This window comes from Kitasatospora sp. NPDC098663 (assembly GCF_044760075.1).
In the GTDB taxonomy this organism is placed as follows: Bacteria; Actinomycetota; Actinomycetes; order Streptomycetales; family Streptomycetaceae; genus Kitasatospora.
This window is the reverse complement of sequence record NZ_JBIWAP010000076.1, coordinates 1-19999: the sequence shown is the minus strand read 5'-3', so window position 1 is coordinate 19999 and position 19999 is coordinate 1. Positions and strand designations below refer to the sequence as shown.

Here is a 19999-nt window from a genome sequence, read left to right as displayed (position 1 = left end):
GGCCGTGGCGGGATGGCGGGACTGTGTCGGGTGCGGGGCGCCGGTCGGCTTCATCGACCGGCAGCACTGCTGCCGCTGCACGGCCCGAATGAAAGAGGAAGCCGCCCGCGCGTCCTGTCCTGTCCTGCCTGCGGGAGGTCACGCGTCCTGCAAGGCCGATGTCGGCAACGGCTGTCACCCGTTGCCGACAGCCGACACCGGGCGGTGCATCATCTGCTCGCGGACCTGCACGGGCTGCGGTCGCGCAGGTCCGCTCGCCGACACGGCCGCAGGTGGCGAGCTGGGGCGGGCTGTACAGTCCGACCGCATCCTCGACAGCGAGTGGTACCAGGTGATCATCACACCGTAATGGCGCCTGCGCCTCAGGGCGTAGTCCACGGATTCGGTCTCGTTCCCGCCCCCGAGCACCCCGCCGGCCCGAACGGGCAGACGTACCGGCCCGCCGCAGAGCTCACCTACACCGCGACCACTGGCGGCCGACGCCAGCGGTTGCGCGCGTTCGTCGAACTCCACCACCCCGCCACGGGCACCGAGCACACCGCGGAACAGCTGGCGGCCTGCGCCCGGCTCTGGGAGCGGCGGTGGAAGGCGTTCCCGAGCGTGCTGGTCGTCCTGACCGGCGCCGCGGCCGCCGACGTCGGCACGACGGTGGAGGGCCTGTGCCTGGCGGCCGAGGAGCAGCCGGCCGTCGCCGAGCTGCTGGCCGCCGTCCCCGCCGGCGCGGCCTGCCTCGAGGACCTCGTCCAACACGGACCCGCAGCCCCGGTCTGGCACCCCCTCGGCGACAACGGCCGGCGCCCGCACGGCTGGACGCGGCTACAGCCCTGACCTGCGCCCGCACCTTGATGCCCCGCCCGGGTCTTCTGCCCGGACGGGGCATCAAGGTATCCAGATCGACCGCCACCAATGCTTTGACCTGCGCGTTTTACCCGGCCTCAAGGTTTCCGGGGCCGGTGGCGGGGCGACCGCCAAGGTATCGGGAACGCCTTCCAAGACGACCATCAAGGAGTCCGCCCAGACGGCGGGGTGACCGTCAAGGAATCCCGCCGGGCTCCGGGGCGGGCATCAAGTGTGACCGGAATCGATATCTGGCCTCAGGGCTGCTGGTGGAGCAGGGCGAAGACCGAAAGTGGAATCGCTAGTTGGCCAATTCGGGGAGTCGTAGTTGGCCAGCGCGGCGCCGGTCGTTACCAGGAGTGATGGCGTCGACGTCGGTCGACCCTTGGGGGTGGCGTCGAGGGTTGCCGGTTCCGGGTGGGTTGACGGATGCGGTCGGTGACCTGGAGGAGGTCCTGGCGGGTTGCTGGCGAGCACCGGTCCAGCAGGCGTGTCCAGGTGGTGCCCCAGTGGCTGTTCTCCCGGGGGTCGCCCTGCAGTAGATGGTCGAGGTTCTGCCGCAGAACCGTCCGGGGCTGGTGCAGGAGTGCGTCGGCAGTGGCGAGAAGGGCCGCAGGTCGGCTGGGCGTCAGCGGGTGGTTCGTCGCATCGAACGGCGCCTTCGGTAGCGCCCAGGGGAGTCAGTTATGCCTCGAAGCCCAGCGGCAGGTCAAAGGGCGCGTGGACGGCCGCGCGGGGCCAGGTTCCGGCGACGATCGCCGCCATGACGTGCAGGTCGCCGATCGCGTCGGGTTGAGCCGGTCCGGACTTCGGGGTGATGAAGTCGAGGATCCTGCCCTGCAGGATGGCGAGTTCGTCGGTGACCGGACGGGTCGCGGTGGTGTCCAGGCGGTGGCCGCAGGGACTGGGGCGTCTGCCGGTTCCCCGGCCGGCCCGGCATTGGGCCGGGTGCATGCCCGGTGTTCCCTGGCCGGGTAGCAGGCAGTGCCTGGTGAACCAGCGGCCCGAGCCGAAGGCCGGCTCGCGGCAGATGGGGCAGAGGTGTTCGAGGAAGACGCGGTGCTGGAGGCAGGAGAACACCGTCGCGAGCCGCCAGTGGAGCTTCCAGGGTCCGCCGTGAGCTGCCTGGACGTCGCTGCCGTCGCCGGCCAGGCAGGGCGGGCAGTAGCGGCTTGAGCCCAGTAGGAGCCAGCGCGGGGCGGTCGCGGTGGGGCGCCGGGCCGCACCGGGGCGGGTGAGCGCCTCGCTGACGGCCGGGTGGCGGCCGGTGAACTGGCTCAGGGTCAGCGCCTGGGCTTCTTGCGTGGTCAGGCGGGTGAGGCGGGCGAAGGACTCCAGAGGGCCGGGGTCCAGTTCCAGCAGGTGTCGGGCGGATGCCGCGTTCGACGCGGTGACGCCGGGAGCGACCAGTCCGGCTTTGCGCATGAGCCGGCCTGGAACCAGGTCCAGGCGGTGGCAGACGCGGAGGATGAAGCCGGGCAGGCTCTCGTCGGGCAGGGGGGCGAGGCTGCGCGGCAGGACGTCGGGCCAGTCGTCGCCGGCTGGCATCAGGCGCCCGCTCCGGCCGCGCGCGGACCTGGGTCGTCGAAGACGGTGTTGCGCGGGCGCCGCCGGCTCTTCTTGGGGCGGGGCTGGGCGGGCTGGTCGCCAGGGTCGATGGCGGGGATCTCGCCGGCGGCCGGATCGCGGGTGGGGTCGTTGAGGCTGAGGACGATCTCGTCGAGCAGGGACTCGTCGATCCGTTCACGGCCTGTGTCGATGGCTTCCTGGGCGCCGTCCTCGATGAGGCGGGCGAGCAGGCCGACAACGCCGCCGGTGCGGCGCATCAGGTATTCGGGCATCGTGCCGGTAGTGAGCATGCCGGGGCGGGAGTCGAAGAGGCGCAGGCCGTCCTCGATGCCGGCGAGGTGGTTGGTGAACGCCTGGATCTGCTGCGGGGTGGTGTAGTGGAAGCGGTCGAGGTCGACCAGGTCGAAGCGGTGCTCGGTCTGGGTGGGCTCCAGGCCGAAGTTTCGGGCGCGGGTGGCGGGTGGCATCACCCACTGCCGGTTCTTTTCGTCCCAGGCGGCTTCCCGTAGCAGGCCCGAACCGGGGATGTCGACGCCGACCAGGATCAGCGTGACGTTCATGCTCATGAACGCCCGGATCAGGTCGAGGACGTCCTGGTCGTCGAGCCGGTGCATCCGCAGGCGGGTGATGTCGTCGAGTTTACCGACCGCAGGAGCTCGGATACCGGCTCTGAACTGCGACGATCCATAGACTACATGTCCGTGACGATGGTTCGGCACTGGCTGCTGCCGTGTTTCGAGTGGTCTATCAGGCGACCCGGCCGCCGACATCGGTGGCCGGGTCGTAGAAGGTGCGGTTGGCTCCGTGGCGGTTGTTCAGGAGAGAGCGTCGAACGGCTCATCAGTCTTGTCCGTCAGCCCGAGTAGGGGCAGGCAGGGGCCGAGTCCGGTGATCGAGACAGGCGTGTTCTGGTGGGCTTCCCACTGGGCGCGGGAGATCCGGAGGCGACGCATGACGGTGACGCGGCCCCGGACAACGTGGTGTTCGATTCCGTCGGGCTCGTAACCGAGCTTGCTGGATACCCGGAGCGAGGATGGGTTGTCTGCGAAGGCCCCGGACGTCGCCTCGTTCGCCTCCAGTCCGGCGAACGCCAGCTGCAGGACCGCCGCACGCATCTCAGTGCCGATGCCTCGTCCATGATGCCGAAGGCCGAGCCAGGAGCCGGTGGCGACCTCGCGCACGGCGGCGTAGTTGCGGGCCGCGATCGTCTGCAGGCCGACGATCTGGCCCGCCTCGAAGACGGCGAGATTCAGCGACCAGTTGTCGGGAGTCCAATTGCCCAGCCGGAGCCAGTGGTGCTGAACCACGGAGCGCGCCCGTTCCGTGGGCGGCAGGTCGGTCCAGGGGACGTAGAAGGGCATGCGGTCCGGCTCGTGGACGCCTTGGGCCGCGAGGTCAGCCAGTTCGGAGAGCTCCTCGCCGGACGGCAGCCGCAGTTCCAGCCGGGGAGTGTTCAGTCGCAGCCCGAGCAGGGGCCAGTGGTCGATGAGCATGGGCCATTGTGCGCGCCCGGCCAGCCTCTGATCACCTTGTTTTCGCAGCGAAAGAACTGTCCTGGCCAAGGCAAGGTGGTGTTCCAGAGCACCTTGGGAGGAGTCGCCACGGCGTGAGGCCGTGGCGACTCGGGAGGGTCTTGTGGTCAGGTCACCTCGTGCCAGTGGGGTCGATGATGTGGGCTTCGAGGTCGGCGACGCGGCGGTCTTGGAAGCGGAGGTTGGAGCGGGCGGCCTTGAGGCGCTCGTCGAGGGTGCGGTTGTCGGTGGTGAGCTGGCGGACGCGTTGCTTGAGGGTGGTGTTCTCGGTGGTGATCCGCTGGATGGCTTCCTGGGTCCATTCGGCTTCCAAGTCGCGGATCTGGCCGAGGAGTTCACTGATGCGGTTGCGCTGGGTGAGGATCTCGCTGTGGGCGGTCTTGAGGGCGTCTTCGGCGTTCAGGGCGCGTTCGCGCCAGGTCGCCTCACGTTCCTCGTCCTGGTCGGCGAGCAACTGGGTCCGGCGGTCTCCGGCCTCGGCCATCGCGGAGGCGATGACGGCTCTGGCCTCGGGATTGTCGTAGAGGAAGGTGCGGGAGACGTCCGCGCGGCGAGCGACGGCGGCGACGGTGACCTGGGTCTTCTCGCGCCGGAGTCGGGCGATGGCCTGGTGGACGCGCTCAAGGGCGGTCGCGGTCTTGCGGCGGCGGGCGGCCAGGGCCGCCGCGGTGCGGGGCTCGGGAACGGTGGCAGTGTTCATGCAGCGTCCTGTTCGGGGGTCGTCGCCGTCGGCTGTGCACGTATCGCTGTACTCGTCGTCGCCTGCGTCGGCGAGTTCGGTGGCGCGGAAGGCCGTGGACCAGACGCGGTGGAAGTAGTCCTGGGGTTTGCGCAGGTCCAGGGCGAGGGCGTCGTCGAGGAGGCCGAGGCCGGCCAGGGCCTTCTCCAGGCCGTTGATGGCGCGGGCGGTGGGCTCGAAGTAGCGGTGCAGGTAGTCGGCGGTGGCGTCGTCCAGGGCGCCCTCGGCCAAAAGTCGCCATTGTTCGCGCTTGCGCCGCCAGTAGAGGAGGTCGGCGCCGGAGAGGACGAACTTGTCGCAGTTGTGGCAGTCGAGGTTCCAGGGGCAGGCGCCGCCGTCGACGACGGGCTGGAAGGTGCAGAACCCGCCCTCGGCGGGGGTGCTGCGGCGGGCGAGGTCGGTGGCGAGGGCCTGGGCCCGCTCGCGGGTGAGCGGGGTGGTGTCTCCGGCGAGGAGTTCGCCGGGTTGGGCGGTGCCGGGGCCGGTGACCCAGACGTGCTGGAGGACGTTCTCCAGGTCCTCGCTGGTCAGGTGTAATGGTGGAGTCGGGTATCGGAACTGTCCGAATGCCTGGTTCTTTTGGGCGTTGTCGGCGTGCTGATGAACTGGCAGATCTCGTGACGCGAGGCATCTGCTCAGGATCCGGTCGGAGGACGGGGCAGTGGATGCAGGCCGACTCCCAGCGTGTCGCGGAGATCGATGTCGTCAGGGTGTCGGTGAGGACGCGGTCAGAGCCGGGGAGAATGCCCGGCATGGATGATGCCTTCACGCTCCTTCAGCACGCGGCCGATCTGCTCCCGGAGGGTGCCCGTGCCGAAAACGGCGTGACGCTCGAAGACGTGCGCGACTACCAGCGCCACCAGGAGTGGGAGCTCGTGCTGGATCTTCTGATGGAGATCGGGGACGAGCACCCAGTTCCCTTGGGCTTCTGGTCGCTTCTCGCAGACGCTGCTCGGCAGATGATGCTGGAGCAGAGCGCTCGCTGGTGCGAATGGCGGGCCTGGGAGGTGCAGCACGGTGCTATCCGGGCCAGGTTGAGTCTGCTGAGGGCAGAGGAGGGCGGGCGTCAAACTGCGTTCTCCGGGGAAGGTCAGCTCAGGCCGCTGTGGGACATCGGCAACCGCGCACCCGACGGCGAGCAGGCCGTGAACATCGCGCGGCTGTGGGTGGAGGGTGCTCCTGGACTGGCGCCAGGAGAGAGCGCCACGATCCGCTTGGCTCCTCTCTGCCCCGAGCAGTGGCACCATCTTGAGCTCGGCGATGTGATCACCATGTATGAGGGCAGGCCGGCAGTGGGCAAGGCCACGATTATCGAGGTCAGGCCGCCTGCCGATCCTGAGCATGAGCGGTAGCTGCGGGCGCGAGCCGTAGAGGTGCCGGCGGCTGCTCGTCAGGGCGGTGGGGCCGGCCCGGTCTGGTCGCGAAGCGCCAACAGGTGGGATGATGACCGGCAGGACGATTATCAGAAAGGCCGATGCCGCGTAGACGGCCTGGCCGCGTCCGTACCGAGCTTCCGCGCGGACCCAGGATGCAAGACGACCCCACGATCATCCATGGTCTCTCCTCGGCAGCTCTCGCTGAGGTTCGCCGGATAGAACGTCAGAAGAAGTACTTGTGGCCGGGCTCGATCGGGTCGGCCATGGTGCACTGGAGAAGCTTCGTCCACCAGCCGAGCCGTCGCCTATGGGAGTACGAGAGCGGCGGCTGCACGGAATGGGCCTGTTGCGGAGACCCTTGGCAGGCTCGTGAGCACCTCGAAGCGGTGATGTTGACGATGTCCCGACGGCGGGCGCGTGAACTCCGCAACCTTGTCGATGCTCTGGACAGACACTACTGATGCGCGGCGGGGCGGCCCGTGTTCGTGTCGCGGGCAGCCTTGTTCTCGGGCGGTTTCAAGCAGCGCTATGCGGCGGGGGCGTCCCCGGCAATCTTGTGCAACCACTCACTGAGAGTGTCGTAGTCCAGGTTGGTCAGGCCGCGGCGGGGGTCGACGCGATGGAGGAGGGCATGTCCTTGGTGGTGTGCGCAGACCCAGGCCCGATCGGTCTCGGTGATCTCGTCATCGACCCAGGCGAACGCTCGCCCTGCTGCCCAGTCGACGAGCGCGCGGGTCTTCCAGTGCAGCCCGTTCCGCTCGTCGCGCTCGTCGGAGTCGGATGGCTCCGGCCAGGTCACCACCGCCAACTGCGGCAGGCCCAGCTGCGGCGCGACGCACTCGTTCGCGTCGTCCATCCATGTCGTGGCCCAGACGAGATCACACGGTAGCGCCTTCAACCGGGGTCCGTGCTCGGGGTTGATCCTGGCCAGAAGGGGATTCGAGTCGGGCCCCTGTAGTTCGCGGCCCGTCTGATACGTCGGATGCCCGTCCGGATACTCCTGAGGCGCTGCCCCGAACGGAATGAGCGGACCGTCGACATCGAGGAAGAGCAGTGGAGGCTGTGCAGCAAAACCGGTCACGGCTGCACGATAGCGGCTCCTTCGAGAACAGGACGAGGGGCCGCGGCCGTTCATGAGTCCCACTGGTCGCAGTACTCGATGTGGATCTCGCGCGCGTCGCCGAGAATGCCGTCGTTGGAGTGGAGTTCTGTGCAGAAGTACGGGTAGCTGGGATGGACGGGGACGTAGCCGGGACCGTTTCGGGCGACGTCGAGGAAGTGCCGGGCGGTTTCCCTGAACACCTTCGCGCTGCCGGTCATGAACAGGGTCTCGGCGTGGAGATGCTGGTGGAACAGGTCCCGGTTCTCCCGGTAGTGCCGTGCCTCGTGGTCAATCACGGCGTCGCCTGTATGTCCCGGATCGGGCAGCGTCACGGTCTGCGGACGACCCGGGCCGAGTCGCCCGCGCACCTCCTTCCATCGTGAAGGCGCGAACTGGAGCGAGTGATGCAGCAGCACGAGATCAAGCTGACGCATGCCGTCTTCTGGAAGCTCGCGGGAGGGGGCTTGGTTGCCTCGCATCGGCAGGTGGACCAGTGAGCGCGGTGAAGAGGCAGCGAGCGTCCATAGACCGCCGATTCGCCGCGCGGCGTCTTGATCGAGATAGGCGTCCAGGTGTCGATCGTGGTCGGCGAGCACGGCGTGGATCAATGGCTGGGCTGGTCGGATGACTTTGAACTCCACGGCGCCGAGCCGTGCTTGGTGGATGGTGATGGGTAGCTTCATCGGTTCTCCGGGACACGGCGGCTGACGTCGGCGGCGTAGGCGGCCCAGTCGCCAGCGGATGCCTTCTGCCACTGGACGGCGACTTGGATGTGGATGCCGAGCATGCGGGCGAGGATCGCGGCCGGGACTTCCTCGGCGAGGGCGAACAGGGCCGTTGACCGGGCCTGGCCAGGTTGGATCCCCACGTTGATCAGCCGTTGGCCGAGACGAGCGGCGCTGACGTGCTGGCCTGGGCGTTGGCCGGGGAACAGCCAGGGCGTCTGGTCGGTGTGTCCGATCACTGTGAAGGGGCGTCGCGTGGCGATCAGGTCGAGGACCAGTGCGGCGAGCGGTTCGGGCAGGACCGTCGGGGCAGTCCCCAGCCGGATCGCAACCCGGCCGTTCGCCTCGCTGACCTGGTCGACGGTGAGGGCGCTGATCGTGCTGAGCCGTTGGGCATAGAAGAGCAGGAGGAGTCCGGCGACCCGGTCGGCGGTGGTCAGCGTTGCGTCGTGGAGGAGTCTGCGGGCGTCGTCCCAGCGGCCTTCGGAATCGTGAGGGCCGACCGGGCCCTGCCAACGCTCGGCGCCGAAGGTCAGCCCCTTTGCCAGCCGGTTCTTGGTCGCCCAGCGGATGAAGTGGCCGGTCTGGTCCCGGTAGCTGAGGTCCTCGCGTGCTTTCCACTGGTCCAGGTCGGGCTGAGTGCAGGTGGTGAGGGTCAGACTTCTGCTGGCCAGCCAGTCCAGGAAGTTGACGGCGGCGGTGATGTGGCTGCGGACCTTGGCCATCTGCAGGTGGGTGGCACGGCCGGCGCCGACGCGTTGCCGCAGGCGTCGGAGGTGGTGCCAGACCGCGTAGCGGTGAAGCATCGCCCGTTCGTCGTGGTCGCCACGGGATGCGACGATCCGGGCAGTCCAGCGCTCGAGTTTGACGAGCCGCTCGTCGCGGTCAGGCAGCATGCCTCCGGCAACCAGGACGGCCCGCAGATGGTCGAGGGTCTTGCCGGCCGCGAGCTCGTCGAGGACGTCATGGGTCACCGCGCGCTGGTCGGCCGCGATCTCCTTCAGCAGCCCGGTGACGACCGGCCGCGACAGCCAGGCGACTGCGGTGACCGGCCGGTCGATTCCGATCAACGCGGCGTGCAGAGGGGCCAGTTCATAGCGAACGAACCCGTCGGGGCCGGCGAACACCTCGTCGGCGCGTTGCGCGAGAGTGCAGCGATGGCACGGCCGGTGCGCGCTCGTCTGCCAGGTGGTTTTGCAGACCGGGCATCGCTCCCAGAAACCGGGATCGGGATTGAGGCACTTCGCGCACAACGGCGCCTTGCGTGTACCGCCGCGGATCGAGGCGATGGTGTGGCAGCCGCTGCAGCGGGCCCACCACGACTGGCACCGGTCGCACCACGGTTCACCGGTCGCGGCGGAGATCTCGCAGAGTGTCGATCGCCCGCAGATCCCGCAGATCCCGCAGGTCGCGGCGGTGCGAGGCCGGCAATGATCGCACCAGGGGCCGTCCGCGGTGCGGGCCGCGACGCGACGTCGCCGCCCGCAGCCGCGACAGTCTTCGAGGTTGATCGGATCGTTGCTGAGGCAGTTCGGACACAGCGGGCGTCCGTCCGCGTCGCGGGTCGCCGGTTCACGCACCGCGCCGCAACCGGCGCAGGGCACCGCCCGGTGGTGTGCGAAGCAGGTCCGGCAGATCCGCTGCCCGTCCAGCAGCTTCGACAGTGCCACGGTCCGACCGCAGTGCGGGCACGACGGTCGCGCGATGTTGCTGGCGCCCGCCGCGAGGAGTTCGTCGATGAAGCGCAGGACCGCCGGGGTGGGGGCGTCGCTGCCCGCGCCGGTCAGCAGCGAGGGCTGGTTCACGATCGCCCAGGCCAGCCGACGCTGCCCGGCCGGGCGGACCGTCGCCCGGCCCAGTGCAGCCCTGACATCGGCCGGGTCCAGGCCCGGGGAGATGACGGTGACGGCTTCCGCCAGCAGCACCATCGGGTCGCCCTGGTCATCGGGACACTGCTCGCAGCGAGGCTGTCCGTGACGGTCACGGGTGGAAACTCGCCGCTGGTCTCCGCAGGCGGCGCAGGTCTGGGCCGTATCCCGGCATCGCGAGCAGAGCAGGTATCCACGCCGGCTGATCATGTAGGTCAGCGGTCGTCCGCATTCACCGCACCGTGGGGCGGCTATCGACGTTGCGCCGGCGGCCCGCAGCCCTCGCAGAAGTTGTCCGACCGACCACGCGACCGGCGGGCCACCGGTCGTCAGCACCTGGGGGCAGTCCGAGAGGATCCGGGCCAGCCGGCGGCGCTTCGCGCGCCCACCGGCGACATCCACGACGACTTCGTGGATTCGGGCGGCGTCCAAACCGTGTTCGACCGTCGCGACCAGCCGCACGATCAGGCCGACCGGGTCCACCAGGGCCTCGTCGATGGAGCCGGTCACCGGTCCACCGGGGCGATCCGAGCACGCTTGGGCCGCAGATCGCCGATGCTCTCAGCAGCTGTCCCGCCTGCGGCGGCCTTCCTCGGCCTCTGTGCCGCGCCGGCTGCGACTACGGGTTCGATCAGGTCGTCCATCGTGCAGTCCAGGATGTCCAGCAGGGCCATCAGGATTTTCAGGCTGAGGCGTTCGGGGCGCTCGACGACGAGGCGGTAGACCTGGCTGGAGGACAGGTTGATGCCGCGCTGGGCCAGTGGCGGCAGGAGGTCGGTGGTGGAGAACATGCCGCGGTCCGCCATCAGGTGACGCAGGTGCCAGCGGTAGTCGAGCTTGGCGGCCATCATCGGTCCTTCCCGGTCGGCGCCTCGTCGAACGCCGGGTTGAGTGCGTTACCCAGAGCAGTGTTCATGAAGTCGTCGCTGACGTGGGTGTATACGGCGGTGGAGCTGTCGCACTCATGGCCCACTTGCTGCTGGATAAAACGCCTATCTATACCGTTTTCGGTCAAATGTGTGACATATGAATGACGGAGGGAATGGGGGACCAGAGCCTTGGGGAGCTTCAGGGCGTCGCGGTAGGCCACGAACCGGGCGTTGATCTCCGAGGGCTTGACCCGGCCGCCGCGTTCAGTCACCCACAGGGCCGGGTGGTTCTCGCAGCCGAAACGCGGGCGGACGTTCTCCACATAGTCCCGGGCGGCGTCCACCGCCCAGTCCATGACCGACAGCACGTTTCGACGCCGCGGTGGCTGTCCTCTCTTCGCCTTGCCGTAACGCACGTTGAGCGTTCCGAACCGGCCGAACTGACGCGCCTTCGGATTGCGGCCGAAGTCGACCACGTCCAGCTTCGAGGTCTCCGTGCGCCGCAGGCCCCAGCCGTAGAGGACCTTGAAGAGGGTGGCGTCCCGGTAGGCGGCCAGGGCCCCCTTGCGCTTGGACCGCACCGCGCGGTCAACCTGGTCGTCGGCGTAGTCGAGGAACCGCTGCAGCTCGTCGCGGGTGAACGGCCGGGCCTCCGGGTCGCCCTCGTAGTCATTGAGGTGGGCGATGGTGTTCCACTCGTGGCAGATCGCCACCGGGTGGGTGCCGAAGGCATCCTCGCAGGCGGTCGCCCAGCCGTAGCGGCCGTCGATCAGGAACTCGGTGAACTGCCGCACGTCGCCCTGGTAGCTGCGGATCGTGAACGGCGCCAGGTGCCTCTCACCCGTCAGCGTGGCCGACCACTCGTCCATGTGGCCCGGCAGCCACTGCCACGGGTACTCGTTGGTGAACTCGTGGAAGCGCCGGATCAGCCGTTCGCGGGCGACGATCGTGTCCTCCCTCAGCCCCCGGGACATCTGCTGGGCCCGCCATCCGCGCAGCATCGCGTCCTCCGGACGCAGCTGGATCACCCCGGAGACCATCTCCAGTTGAGCCGCTCCGGCCAGGGCCGTCGTTCGCTGTTAGGCAACGCAGACCATCCCTTCTAGAGGGCAGATCTTGCATCAGATGGGATGAGCGTGGCAAACCGCCTGATCAGACGGCTAGTTCGTATTAGCCTTCGAGAGCATCAGGGCGTCGCCGTGAGCTGGCGACCTGCGACTTCTCGCCCGTCTGATGCAATTCCCGAGGGTTGACGTAGTGCTCGGCCATGCGTTCGGAGACCTGGCCGAGGTAGCGGCGGATGTGGGTCAGGCTCGCTCCGGCTCGCAGCAGGCTGGTGGCCAGAGAGTGCCGGGCTTGATGGGGAACCCACCCGCCGATGTCGAGGTCGTTGATCCATGCCTTGAAGCCCCGGTGGAACCACTGGTAGGACAGGGGTCGGCGGCTGTCGCTGTTTCGCTGGTTGCTGGGGAAAAGCGGGAGATGAACGCGCTCCTCCGGGGTCGGTGGGCGGTTGTGGCGAGCGGCGAACAACGCCAGGGTCTTGCGCTGCCGGGCTTCCAGCCGCTGGTGGAGCTGTTCGGGGATACGGATCGCGGCGTCGTAGTTGCCGACCTTCGTCTGGTCGTGCCAGAGCATTGGGAGACCGCCGTAGCGGCCCAGGCAGTCCAGACGCAGTTTGATCACCTCGCTGCAGCGCCGTCCGGTGACAACGATGGTCTCCCAGGCGTCGCGGAGCCCGCGGTCGGCCGGGTCGTGGCAGGTGGCGAGTGTCTTCAGGTTCGCCTCCGCGGCGAGGGCCTGGGCGACTTCGTCGGAGAAGGGGCCTTCGCGTCCGGGTGGTGATCCTTCCCGGAGAGGGCATGGCGGTGACGAAACCCCGGTCCAGGCCGAGCCGTTCGGCTTCACCGGATTCCAGGGCTTCCAGGAGAATCCGCCGGGTGCGGGAGAAGACCATCTGGCGGGTGTAGGCGGTCACGATGGACGGCTTCCCGTGTAGACCCTTCATTCCCAGGGACGGCAGCCCGTCCAGTTCCCGCAGCCGTTGGTCGGCGGCGAAGTCGTGGACGTTCTCCGACCGAAGGAGTTTTGGGTCGTGCCCGCCGCCCGGGGCCCGGACCTCCAGGAAGGCGCTGAGCTCGATGCAGGCCCGCCGAGTGCCGTCGAAGGTATGACCTGAGCGCGGACAGCTCGGCGAGCGCAGAATCGTGGCGAAGTGATCCCAGGCCAGGTCACGGAGCCATCGCTGGGATATCGAGGTCAGGTCCATGCGCGGCGACCGGTTGTTCAGCAGCCGCCCGAAGTGCTCGGTGTTCAGGTAACCCTGCTCGCGGGTCTGATCCGGCGTCACATAGAGCGGGGTGAGCAGGTCGACGAGGGTCCGGGCGAGATAGGCGGTGTCCCGGCCGGCCGCGCTCACCAGACCCTTCTCCTTCTCCGCGTCCAGGCCGTCGGCGGCCAGGTCGGTGAGCGAATGAAGCCCGTGTTCGCGGCAGTAGTCCGCCAGGCCCTGGATATGAGTGAGTTCCCAGCGCCTGCCCGATCCACGGGCATGGACGGACAGCCCCCACTGGATCTCGGCCCGCAGGAGCGGGTGCAGGCCGCGGAGGTTGACCTGCCCTGGCCGAGATACCGGCGCTGTCTTCGAGCACCACCACCGGAAGTCCGACTCGCTGTCATAGATGACCGGCACCGGCAAACCGACCCGCTCGTAGCGGTTGCCCCACTGCGTGGGCAGCACGGCGCCGCCCGGCCCTCCCTCCCTGCGATAGCGCCGGTGGTGCCGATAGCAGAGCCCCAGGGGCGATTCCGCCAGGTCAGGGCAGACCACGGCTTTGCAGCGTCCGTATCCGGGCCTGGGCAGCTGCTTGGCCAACCAGGTGTCGAAGTCGGCGGCGTCGCCGTGCCGGTCGCGGTGGTGATACCAGCTGAACTGGTGGTGATGGCAAAGTTCCAGGGTCAGCTGCCGATCCGGGTCCGTCCCTACCTCGGCGAGGAGACCGACCACTATCTGCACCGCCTCGCACGGGCCAACCACCTCAAGCCCAGCTACCTCAACAGCCTGACCAGCCCGAAGTCCCGCCACGGCAAGCCCAACATCACCCTCCTCGCCCAGCTCGCCGGCCGCCCCGCCGCCGGCCTGCGGCGCGCGCTCGTCGACGCGCCCGGCAAGACCTACACCCAACCGCCGGCCGAGCAGTCCGCTACTACCGATGTCGCGGACTTCCGACGCGGAGTCAGCCTCCTGCTCGCGACCGTCAACCTGCGCGAAGGAGCCCCCCTGCGGTTGGCCGCCCAACGCCACGGCCTCCACCCCAAGGCCCTCCTCCAAGCCGTCCAGCAGCAGGAACCGCGCCGACTCTCCCGCAGCGTTCCCCGCAGCGAAGCCACCCGCCGCCTCATCAGAGGCATGGCCAGCGACGGCCTCTCAACCTCGGAGATCTGGGACAGGATGATCGACGACCACGACACACCGCTCACCTACGCCAGCATCAACACCTTCCTCTCCCGAGCAGGCCGGCCCACCACCCGCCGCTGATTGCGGTCCCGCTCCCGCCCATCGGTCAAGATCATCTGTCACGGGACAATCCGGGCAGTGTCCTACGACAAATGACCTCGCTGGCGTGCGACAACCCGGCACTGTCGGCGTTCGGGCTGGACGTCGTTGATGCTGGCGAGCGCTGCCGGTTACCGCTCGGACAGGCCTGGAACGGCATTGGCCAGCTTCTTGGCGGCTTCCCCGGGCGGCCTTGGAATCAGCGCCCGTCGGCCCGCTCCGGGCCCGCGAGCGACACCGGGTAGGTACTACGCGCGACAACGGCGGGGCGCACGCCGTCAGTTGGGCCCTCGGCGTGAGCGTGCCGAGGGCATACGATAACTCCCGTCAGGCACCTGCGAATGAGGTCGGCTGGGGGCGGATTGATGCTGACGTGGATCGAGGCTGTGGCAGCCGGGGCAGGCGGTGGACTGATCGCCGAAGCAGTCGTCACCTCCGGACGTTTACGCAGCTGGCAAGAGGCACGACATGCGGCACGGACTACAGAGGACCCGCTTCCACCACTCGGCAGGTTCGTCGATCCCCTCGCGGACTCGCTCGCCGCACTCGTGCGCGTGGTGCTGGGAGGTGCGGCCGGGTGGCTGCTGCACACCGAGGTCACCGGTATATACGCGGCGGTGACCGTCGGAGCCTCCGCCCCGGCGCTACTAGCCCAGATCGGCCGCGCGACCACTCCGACCGAGGCTCTCCGCGCGCCCGGCGTCACACTGCCGCACACGCCTCCGCCCCCAGCAGATCACGGGGGAACGCCTCCCGTCCCCAGGGAGGCGTCGTGATGGCCATCGGCTCGGTCGCCTGGCGCTCCTGGCGCTCGTTCACCGGCAGCACGGTCGCCCACCGCCCCCCGACAGGGGCTCGCGCCCGTGAAGGGTACACACTGCGGCAGCGGCTCTGGGCATCGTTCATCGGCGCGGACCTGCCCTCCGGGCCGCTCACCCCCGAGCCTGTTCTCCCGGAGGATTCGGCCGGGAACTGGCATCCGATCGCCGCGGCTCCGCGCGATCGGTCACGCCCCCAACCGCTTGCTCCCGGTTGGTTTCCTCTCGCACAGCTTCCGCAAGCCGCCGGCTTGGCCGCCGCGGGAGGCGACGCCGTGCTGCTGGAGGCATCGTCCCCCGATGGCACCGCTCGGTTCCTCGTGCGTAGCCACGGGGAATCAGTTCCCGAGTACAGCCTGGAACTCGTCGTGCGCGGCATCGAGGGCACCGCGCCACTGATGACGGCGGTCAGGTACTCGAACCTGGTCGGTCCTGAGCGGGTGCTGCTCGTGCCCGTGGCGCGGGGGCGATTTGGTCCTGCCGCCTCATACGTCCGGCTCCCAGGCTTCACCGGGGATGGTTGGACGGCCTCCGTGCCGGCTCCAGTGGGTTCAGACAGTACGTGGGACGCCGCGACGGTCGCGCTGTCGGTCGGCGCCTCGCTCAATGATGCGACCCGTGATGCCTGGCGCGAGGTGCGGGCGCTGATTTCGGACCCCGGCCTTCGTCGCGTCATCGACCAGGAGCTGCGATGACCGGACCAGCGGGACCCGGGCATCGCACGAGTACCCGGGATACAGCCCCCTCAGATGCAGTGGCGAAGCGCCGAACCGGCTGGCGCCGGCCGACGACCCGTGTCGGCCCCACGGCTCGGACAACGGTCGAGACCGTGCTGGATCGGGCATCCGGCCCGCAAGCCGCCGTCCGGGAACTGTTGGGCGAGTCGGCGCTGTGGTGGAGCTGCTGCAGCGAGGCGGTTCGTGACGATCCGGCGTGGCTCGCCGGTCGAGGCTGCGAGGAACTGCGCGCCTGGCTCGGGGCGACCGCATCGGACCAAGAACACGCCGCGGTGGTGCGAGCCGAGCACCCCCTCCTCCTGGCCAGGGCGCTTGTCGCACCGAAGGGCGGTGCCGAGGAGCACGACGGCGCACTCCTGCAACTGCTCGAAGCGTGGGAAGGCAGCGGACTGCTGTGCTCCGAAGCCGCTCCCGGTCCCGCGCAGCCGTCCGGCAAGGGACTCGCCGAACTATCGCCCCGTCTCGCCGGCGGAATCGACGCGCTCCTGCAACGAAGCCAGCAGCTGCGCCATGCCGCGGCTCCGGGCGGGCCGTCGTTGGCTGCCGAGGGACTTCTGGTGATCGCCGCGCTCATGATGGCGGGCATTGCACCGCGCAGGCGCCCTGTCGTGCGGGTTCCCGTGGTCTTCGGCCGCTCACCCGGACAGAGCGAAGAAACCCCGGCCGCCGAGGGCGCCACCGGCATTCTGGAACTGCGCGAGTTCCCCCCGGGACCGCCAGGGCTGTATCCAGAGCCGCGGACGATGGACGGGGTGCGCAGCCCGAACGCCCAGTTTGCCTCCGCGCTGGGCACAGCCTGGCATCTGGCCGGTGCGCAGGCCGAAGGCCGCTGCGTGGTGTGGCGGATCGTCCTGTCCGACGAACCCTCGGCCCCGGAACGGATCGAGGGGCCTTCCCTCGGCGTTGCCTTCGCGCTCGGGCTTCGCGCCCTGCTGCGGAACCGGCCCGGTGCGGGCTGGCTCCGAGACGTCTTCTACGGACTGCGCCCACGCACCGTGGTGACCGGCGCCCTCGACGCGGACGGCCGCCTACTCAGGGTCGCGGGCCTGGACGCGAAGCTGCTTGCCGCGCGCCGCAAAGGCTTCCGACTGGTGGCACCCGAGCCGAACCGGCTCGAAGTCTCCGCAACTGCTCCCCGTCCCGGTGACGTGAGGTTCGCTGCCACCCTGCGCGAGGCCGACCGGTACGCCCGGCAGTTCCGCACCGGCCGCATCGCTGTCACAGCGCTCGTCCTCGCCGCCGTGACGACGGGGGCATTCGCCTTCCATCAGCGCGACCTCGCCCAGGCCCAGCAGCAGACCGCGCTGATCAGCCAGGTCACCGCACGAGCGGACCAGCTACGCGCCACCGACCCTTCACTCGGGGCCAGAGCCGACATCGAGGCATATCGGCTGAATCCCACCGCAGACCGCTACACGCGTCTGGTCGAAGACGCGAACAAGCCTCTGTCCACCGACCTGAGCACTTCTTTTTCCAATGTCTACCAGGTGGCATTCAGCCCTGACGGCCGCATCCTCGCCACAGCCGGCCGCGACAATGACAAAGACACAGGCACAGTGCGGTTCTGGGACATGGCGAACCCCGCACATCCCGTCCTGCTCGGCGAGCCCCTCCGGGTCCCCGGCACCGCCTGGATGGTGTTCAGCCCCGATGGCGCTACCCTCGCCATATCTGCCGGCCCACTCCCCGGCAACACCGGCGTACAACTATGGAACGTGACGGACCCAACCCGTCCCCGTGCCCTCGGCACACCCCTCCCCCACACCACAGGCGGCAGCCCACTGGCATTCAGCCCCGATGGGCACACGCTAGCCACCGGCACTGACCACTACTGGGACGAGCAACTGTGGGACGTCAGGGATCCCGCCCACCCAACCCAGCTGGGCCAGCCCCTCAAGCACGCCTCCGCGGTCAACGTCGTCACGTTCAGCCCGGACAGCCGGTCCCTCGTCACATCCTCCGTGGACGATGGGGCACGGATGTGGAACGTCACGGACCCGGCTCATCCCGTCCTTCTCGGCAACTTCTGGACCGCTCTCGGCATCGCGATATTCACTCCGGACAGCCGCACCCTCGCCGTCGAGTCCAAGGGCGCCGTCCAACTGCTGAATGCGACTGATTCCACGCACGTGGTCGCGTTGGGTGGTCCCGTGACAAGTTCCCTTGGCGGCCTCAACGCGATGGCGCTGAGCGCGGACGGCCGCACACTTGTCACCCCCGGCGCAGAGCGGACATTGCAACTGTGGAACATCGCTGACCCTGCCAGGCCGACGTCCATCGCCTCGCCGCTGGCCAGCCCCGACATAGTCGCTATGTCGTTCGCCCGCGACGGTCGCACAATCGCTACAACCAGCGGTGACCGAACGGTACACCTGTGGCACTTGCCCACCACACTGCTGACCGGCCACACCAAAGCCGTCTCCCCGACCGTGCCATCTCCCAACGGCCACATCCTCGCCTCTGCATCAGGCGACAAGACCGTGCGGCTATGGAACATCTCGAACCCCACTCGCCCCACCCCCCTCAGCATGCTCACGGGCTTCGGCTACAACGTTTTGTCCCTGGCGTTCAGCCCCGACAGTCGCACCCTCGCCACCGTCACCAACGGCGACTATCGCGTGATCCTCTGGGATCTCACCGAACCGACCAAGCCCACGGTCCTCGCCCAGATCAACTTCCCCGCAAGTGTTGGGAACGAAGTCAACTCGGCGGCCTTCAGCCCCGATGGCCGCACCCTCGCCACCTCCAGCGGCACCGGCGTCGTTGGTGGCGACAACAGCGTGAGGCTGTGGGACATGTCGGACCCCGCCCGTCCACGACTGCGTGGCCAGCCGATCACCAGTGACGGTGCCACCAACATGTTCATGCACGTCGTGTTCAGCTCGGACGGACGCACGCTCGTCATCGCCGGCCGCTACTCTTCTGGCACGGTGCAGCTGTGGGATGTGACCGATCCGGACCATCCGACCCGCTCCGGGCCATCCATCCCCGGCGGCGCCGGCTCGATGGCGCTCAGCCCTGACGGTCACACCCTAGTCACGATCACCGACGCCGGCGTTGCCGGTGCCCCAGGCGACGGCGACGTCAAGTTGTGGAACATCTCCTACCACAACCACCCCGTGCTACTCGGGCCACCGCTCAGCGGATACACCAGCCGGGTGACCGAGGTGGCCTTCAGTCCCGACGGGCATACTCTCACCACCAGCGGAGACGGTGTCCGCCTCTGGAACGTCACGGACCCGGCCCACCCTGCGTCGATCGGCCACCCCCTCGCCATCAGCACTAGCGAACTCGAATCACTTGCCTACATCCCAAACAGTCAGACCCTCGCCACGGGCGGATCGGACAACACGGTTCGACTGTGGCCGCTGGGAGTGGACGAGAGCATCCGACAGATCTGCGCGAACACCGACACCCCCACCCGCCCACAGTGGCAGCAGTACTTGCCCATGCTCCCTTACCACTCCACCTGCGGCTACTAACGACGAGTCTCACATGGACGGCGATCAGCTACCCATCCCCTGCCACATCACCCTGGCGCCGGTTTCCGGCCCCATCCACGGAGCAGCCAGGGCGATCTTTCGTTGGCACATCCCAGACGGCCGGCTACCGGTGAAAACCCTGGCTACCCATCGCCGCCCTGGCAGCCCCGTCAAGATCATCTGACAATCGGTCAAGCTCATTTGCCACGGGACATCTGCGAGTGGAGCACCGCAGGTTGCGAGCCAGGTGCGATCGACACCCACAGGACGTTGACCTGGGGTTATGGAGGTGGCCGCCCGGGCCGGTGCTGCCCGGCTCGCAAGATAGGGTGCTCCGCCCTCGCAAACTACGGTGCACCGCTGCGCCGCTGACCAGCAGGTTCTAAATGATCACTCGCGAACTACGGTGCTCCATCACACGGGGCATGCGGGACGACTCTGCTGACGGCCGAGGGTCCGCCGCCAAGCGCCTTTGACCGGCCCCAGGACGTCCTCAGCCAGCGACACGCACGTGGCTAGCCTCGCCCGTGGCAACCGCGCCTGCCAATCGGCTCAACTCCTCTGCCGACGCCGTGAGATCAACTTCGCCGCGCACCGGGTCACAGACGAGTCTCACGCGGTCAGCACTCCTTCAAGATCAGACTCCCATGATGCCAGCCGACTGCCAGACGTGATCCCGTACTTGGGATCTACTCGTCTAGGAGATCGCTGAAGATCTTTCAGGTTCTGGCCCCACGTGCTTTCGCGTGGGGCCAGACTGTTGCGGGTGCAGGGAGACTGGGCTGGCGA

The 19999-nt window shown here is 68.5% G+C and carries 15 protein-coding genes; 5 read left to right on the top strand and 10 right to left on the bottom strand.

The window, feature by feature from the left end:
• Positions 1-348: 348 nt before the first annotated feature.
• Positions 349-828, top strand: a complete 480-nt coding sequence (locus tag ACIQVZ_RS40075; protein ID WP_402457414.1) for a hypothetical protein — start codon at positions 349-351, stop codon at positions 826-828.
• Positions 829-1521: 693 nt separating this feature from the next.
• Here ACIQVZ_RS40075 and ACIQVZ_RS40070 read toward each other — a convergent pair.
• The 4 genes from ACIQVZ_RS40070 to ACIQVZ_RS40055 all read right to left on the bottom strand — a co-directional run bounded on the left by ACIQVZ_RS40070 (position 1522) and on the right by ACIQVZ_RS40055 (position 4908).
• Positions 1522-2385, bottom strand: a complete 864-nt coding sequence (locus tag ACIQVZ_RS40070; protein WP_402457411.1) for a TniQ family protein — start codon at positions 2383-2385, stop codon at positions 1522-1524.
• Positions 2385-3020 carry a hypothetical protein gene (locus ACIQVZ_RS40065; RefSeq protein ID WP_402457408.1) on the bottom strand — a complete coding sequence of 212 codons (636 nt, stop codon included), beginning with the start codon at positions 3018-3020 and terminating at the stop codon, positions 2385-2387. Before ACIQVZ_RS40065 ends, ACIQVZ_RS40070 begins: the two co-directional genes overlap by 1 nt.
• A 201-nt stretch (positions 3021-3221) precedes the next feature.
• A complete protein-coding gene (locus ACIQVZ_RS40060) occupies positions 3222-3899 on the bottom strand; it encodes a GNAT family N-acetyltransferase (RefSeq protein ID WP_402457405.1) in 678 nt (225 codons plus the stop codon).
• 151 nt (positions 3900-4050) lie between these two features.
• Entirely contained in the window at positions 4051-4908 is an 858-nt protein-coding gene (locus tag ACIQVZ_RS40055; RefSeq protein ID WP_402457402.1) for a DUF6262 family protein, read from the bottom strand.
• Positions 4909-5429: 521 nt separating this feature from the next.
• On the opposite strand from ACIQVZ_RS40055, the gene ACIQVZ_RS40050 reads away from it, so the two are divergent.
• Complete coding sequence (locus tag ACIQVZ_RS40050) at positions 5430-6029, top strand: hypothetical protein (RefSeq protein WP_402457399.1); 600 nt, start codon at positions 5430-5432, stop codon at positions 6027-6029.
• A 550-nt stretch (positions 6030-6579) separates the two neighbouring features.
• On the opposite strand, the gene ACIQVZ_RS40045 is transcribed toward ACIQVZ_RS40050, so the two are convergent.
• The 6 genes from ACIQVZ_RS40045 to ACIQVZ_RS40020 all read right to left on the bottom strand — a co-directional run bounded on the left by ACIQVZ_RS40045 (position 6580) and on the right by ACIQVZ_RS40020 (position 12525).
• Positions 6580-7134, bottom strand: a complete 555-nt coding sequence (locus tag ACIQVZ_RS40045) for an HAD domain-containing protein (RefSeq protein ID WP_402457396.1) — start codon at positions 7132-7134, stop codon at positions 6580-6582.
• 50 nt (positions 7135-7184) lie between these two features.
• Complete coding sequence (locus ACIQVZ_RS40040; protein ID WP_402457393.1) at positions 7185-7838, bottom strand: hypothetical protein; 654 nt, start codon at positions 7836-7838, stop codon at positions 7185-7187.
• Positions 7835-10258 (bottom strand): site-specific integrase, encoded by a 2424-nt coding sequence (locus ACIQVZ_RS40035; protein ID WP_402457390.1) that lies wholly within the window; start codon positions 10256-10258, stop codon positions 7835-7837. Before ACIQVZ_RS40035 ends, ACIQVZ_RS40040 begins: the two co-directional genes overlap by 4 nt.
• Complete coding sequence (locus ACIQVZ_RS40030; RefSeq protein WP_402457417.1) at positions 10255-10596, bottom strand: helix-turn-helix domain-containing protein; 342 nt, start codon at positions 10594-10596, stop codon at positions 10255-10257. Before ACIQVZ_RS40030 ends, ACIQVZ_RS40035 begins: the two co-directional genes overlap by 4 nt.
• Entirely contained in the window at positions 10596-11657 is a 1062-nt protein-coding gene (locus ACIQVZ_RS40025) for a tyrosine-type recombinase/integrase (protein ID WP_402457387.1), read from the bottom strand. Before ACIQVZ_RS40025 ends, ACIQVZ_RS40030 begins: the two co-directional genes overlap by 1 nt.
• A gap of 130 nt (positions 11658-11787) precedes the next feature.
• Positions 11788-12525, bottom strand: a complete 738-nt coding sequence (locus ACIQVZ_RS40020) for a tyrosine-type recombinase/integrase (protein ID WP_402457384.1) — start codon at positions 12523-12525, stop codon at positions 11788-11790.
• A gap of 1033 nt (positions 12526-13558) precedes the next feature.
• Here ACIQVZ_RS40020 and ACIQVZ_RS40015 point away from each other — a divergent pair.
• The 3 genes from ACIQVZ_RS40015 (at position 13559) to ACIQVZ_RS40005 (ending at position 19210) form a co-directional block, all read left to right on the top strand.
• Positions 13559-14155: a hypothetical protein gene (locus ACIQVZ_RS40015; RefSeq protein WP_402457381.1), complete on the top strand. Its 597-nt coding sequence runs from the start codon at positions 13559-13561 to the stop codon at positions 14153-14155.
• A 790-nt stretch (positions 14156-14945) separates the two neighbouring features.
• Positions 14946-15686, top strand: coding sequence for a hypothetical protein (locus ACIQVZ_RS40010; RefSeq protein WP_402457379.1), 741 nt, complete (start codon positions 14946-14948; stop codon positions 15684-15686).
• 134 nt (positions 15687-15820) lie between these two features.
• Positions 15821-19210, top strand: coding sequence for a hypothetical protein (locus ACIQVZ_RS40005; RefSeq protein WP_402457376.1), 3390 nt, complete (start codon positions 15821-15823; stop codon positions 19208-19210).
• Positions 19211-19999 lie beyond the last annotated feature (789 nt).

Coding starts and splice junctions, on each gene's coding strand:
- ACIQVZ_RS40075 (WP_402457414.1), top strand. CDS start 349: ATGGCGCCTGCGCCTCAGGGCGTAGTCCACGGATTCGGTCTCGTTCCC.
- ACIQVZ_RS40070 (WP_402457411.1), bottom strand. CDS start 2,385: ATGCCAGCCGGCGACGACTGGCCCGACGTCCTGCCGCGCAGCCTCGCC.
- ACIQVZ_RS40065 (WP_402457408.1), bottom strand. CDS start 3,020: ATGCACCGGCTCGACGACCAGGACGTCCTCGACCTGATCCGGGCGTTC.
- ACIQVZ_RS40060 (WP_402457405.1), bottom strand. CDS start 3,899: ATGCTCATCGACCACTGGCCCCTGCTCGGGCTGCGACTGAACACTCCC.
- ACIQVZ_RS40050 (WP_402457399.1), top strand. CDS start 5,430: ATGGATGATGCCTTCACGCTCCTTCAGCACGCGGCCGATCTGCTCCCG.
- ACIQVZ_RS40040 (WP_402457393.1), bottom strand. CDS start 7,838: ATGAAGCTACCCATCACCATCCACCAAGCACGGCTCGGCGCCGTGGAG.
- ACIQVZ_RS40030 (WP_402457417.1), bottom strand. CDS start 10,596: ATGGCCGCCAAGCTCGACTACCGCTGGCACCTGCGTCACCTGATGGCG.
- ACIQVZ_RS40025 (WP_402457387.1), bottom strand. CDS start 11,657: ATGGTCTCCGGGGTGATCCAGCTGCGTCCGGAGGACGCGATGCTGCGC.
- ACIQVZ_RS40015 (WP_402457381.1), top strand. CDS start 13,559: ATGGCAAAGTTCCAGGGTCAGCTGCCGATCCGGGTCCGTCCCTACCTC.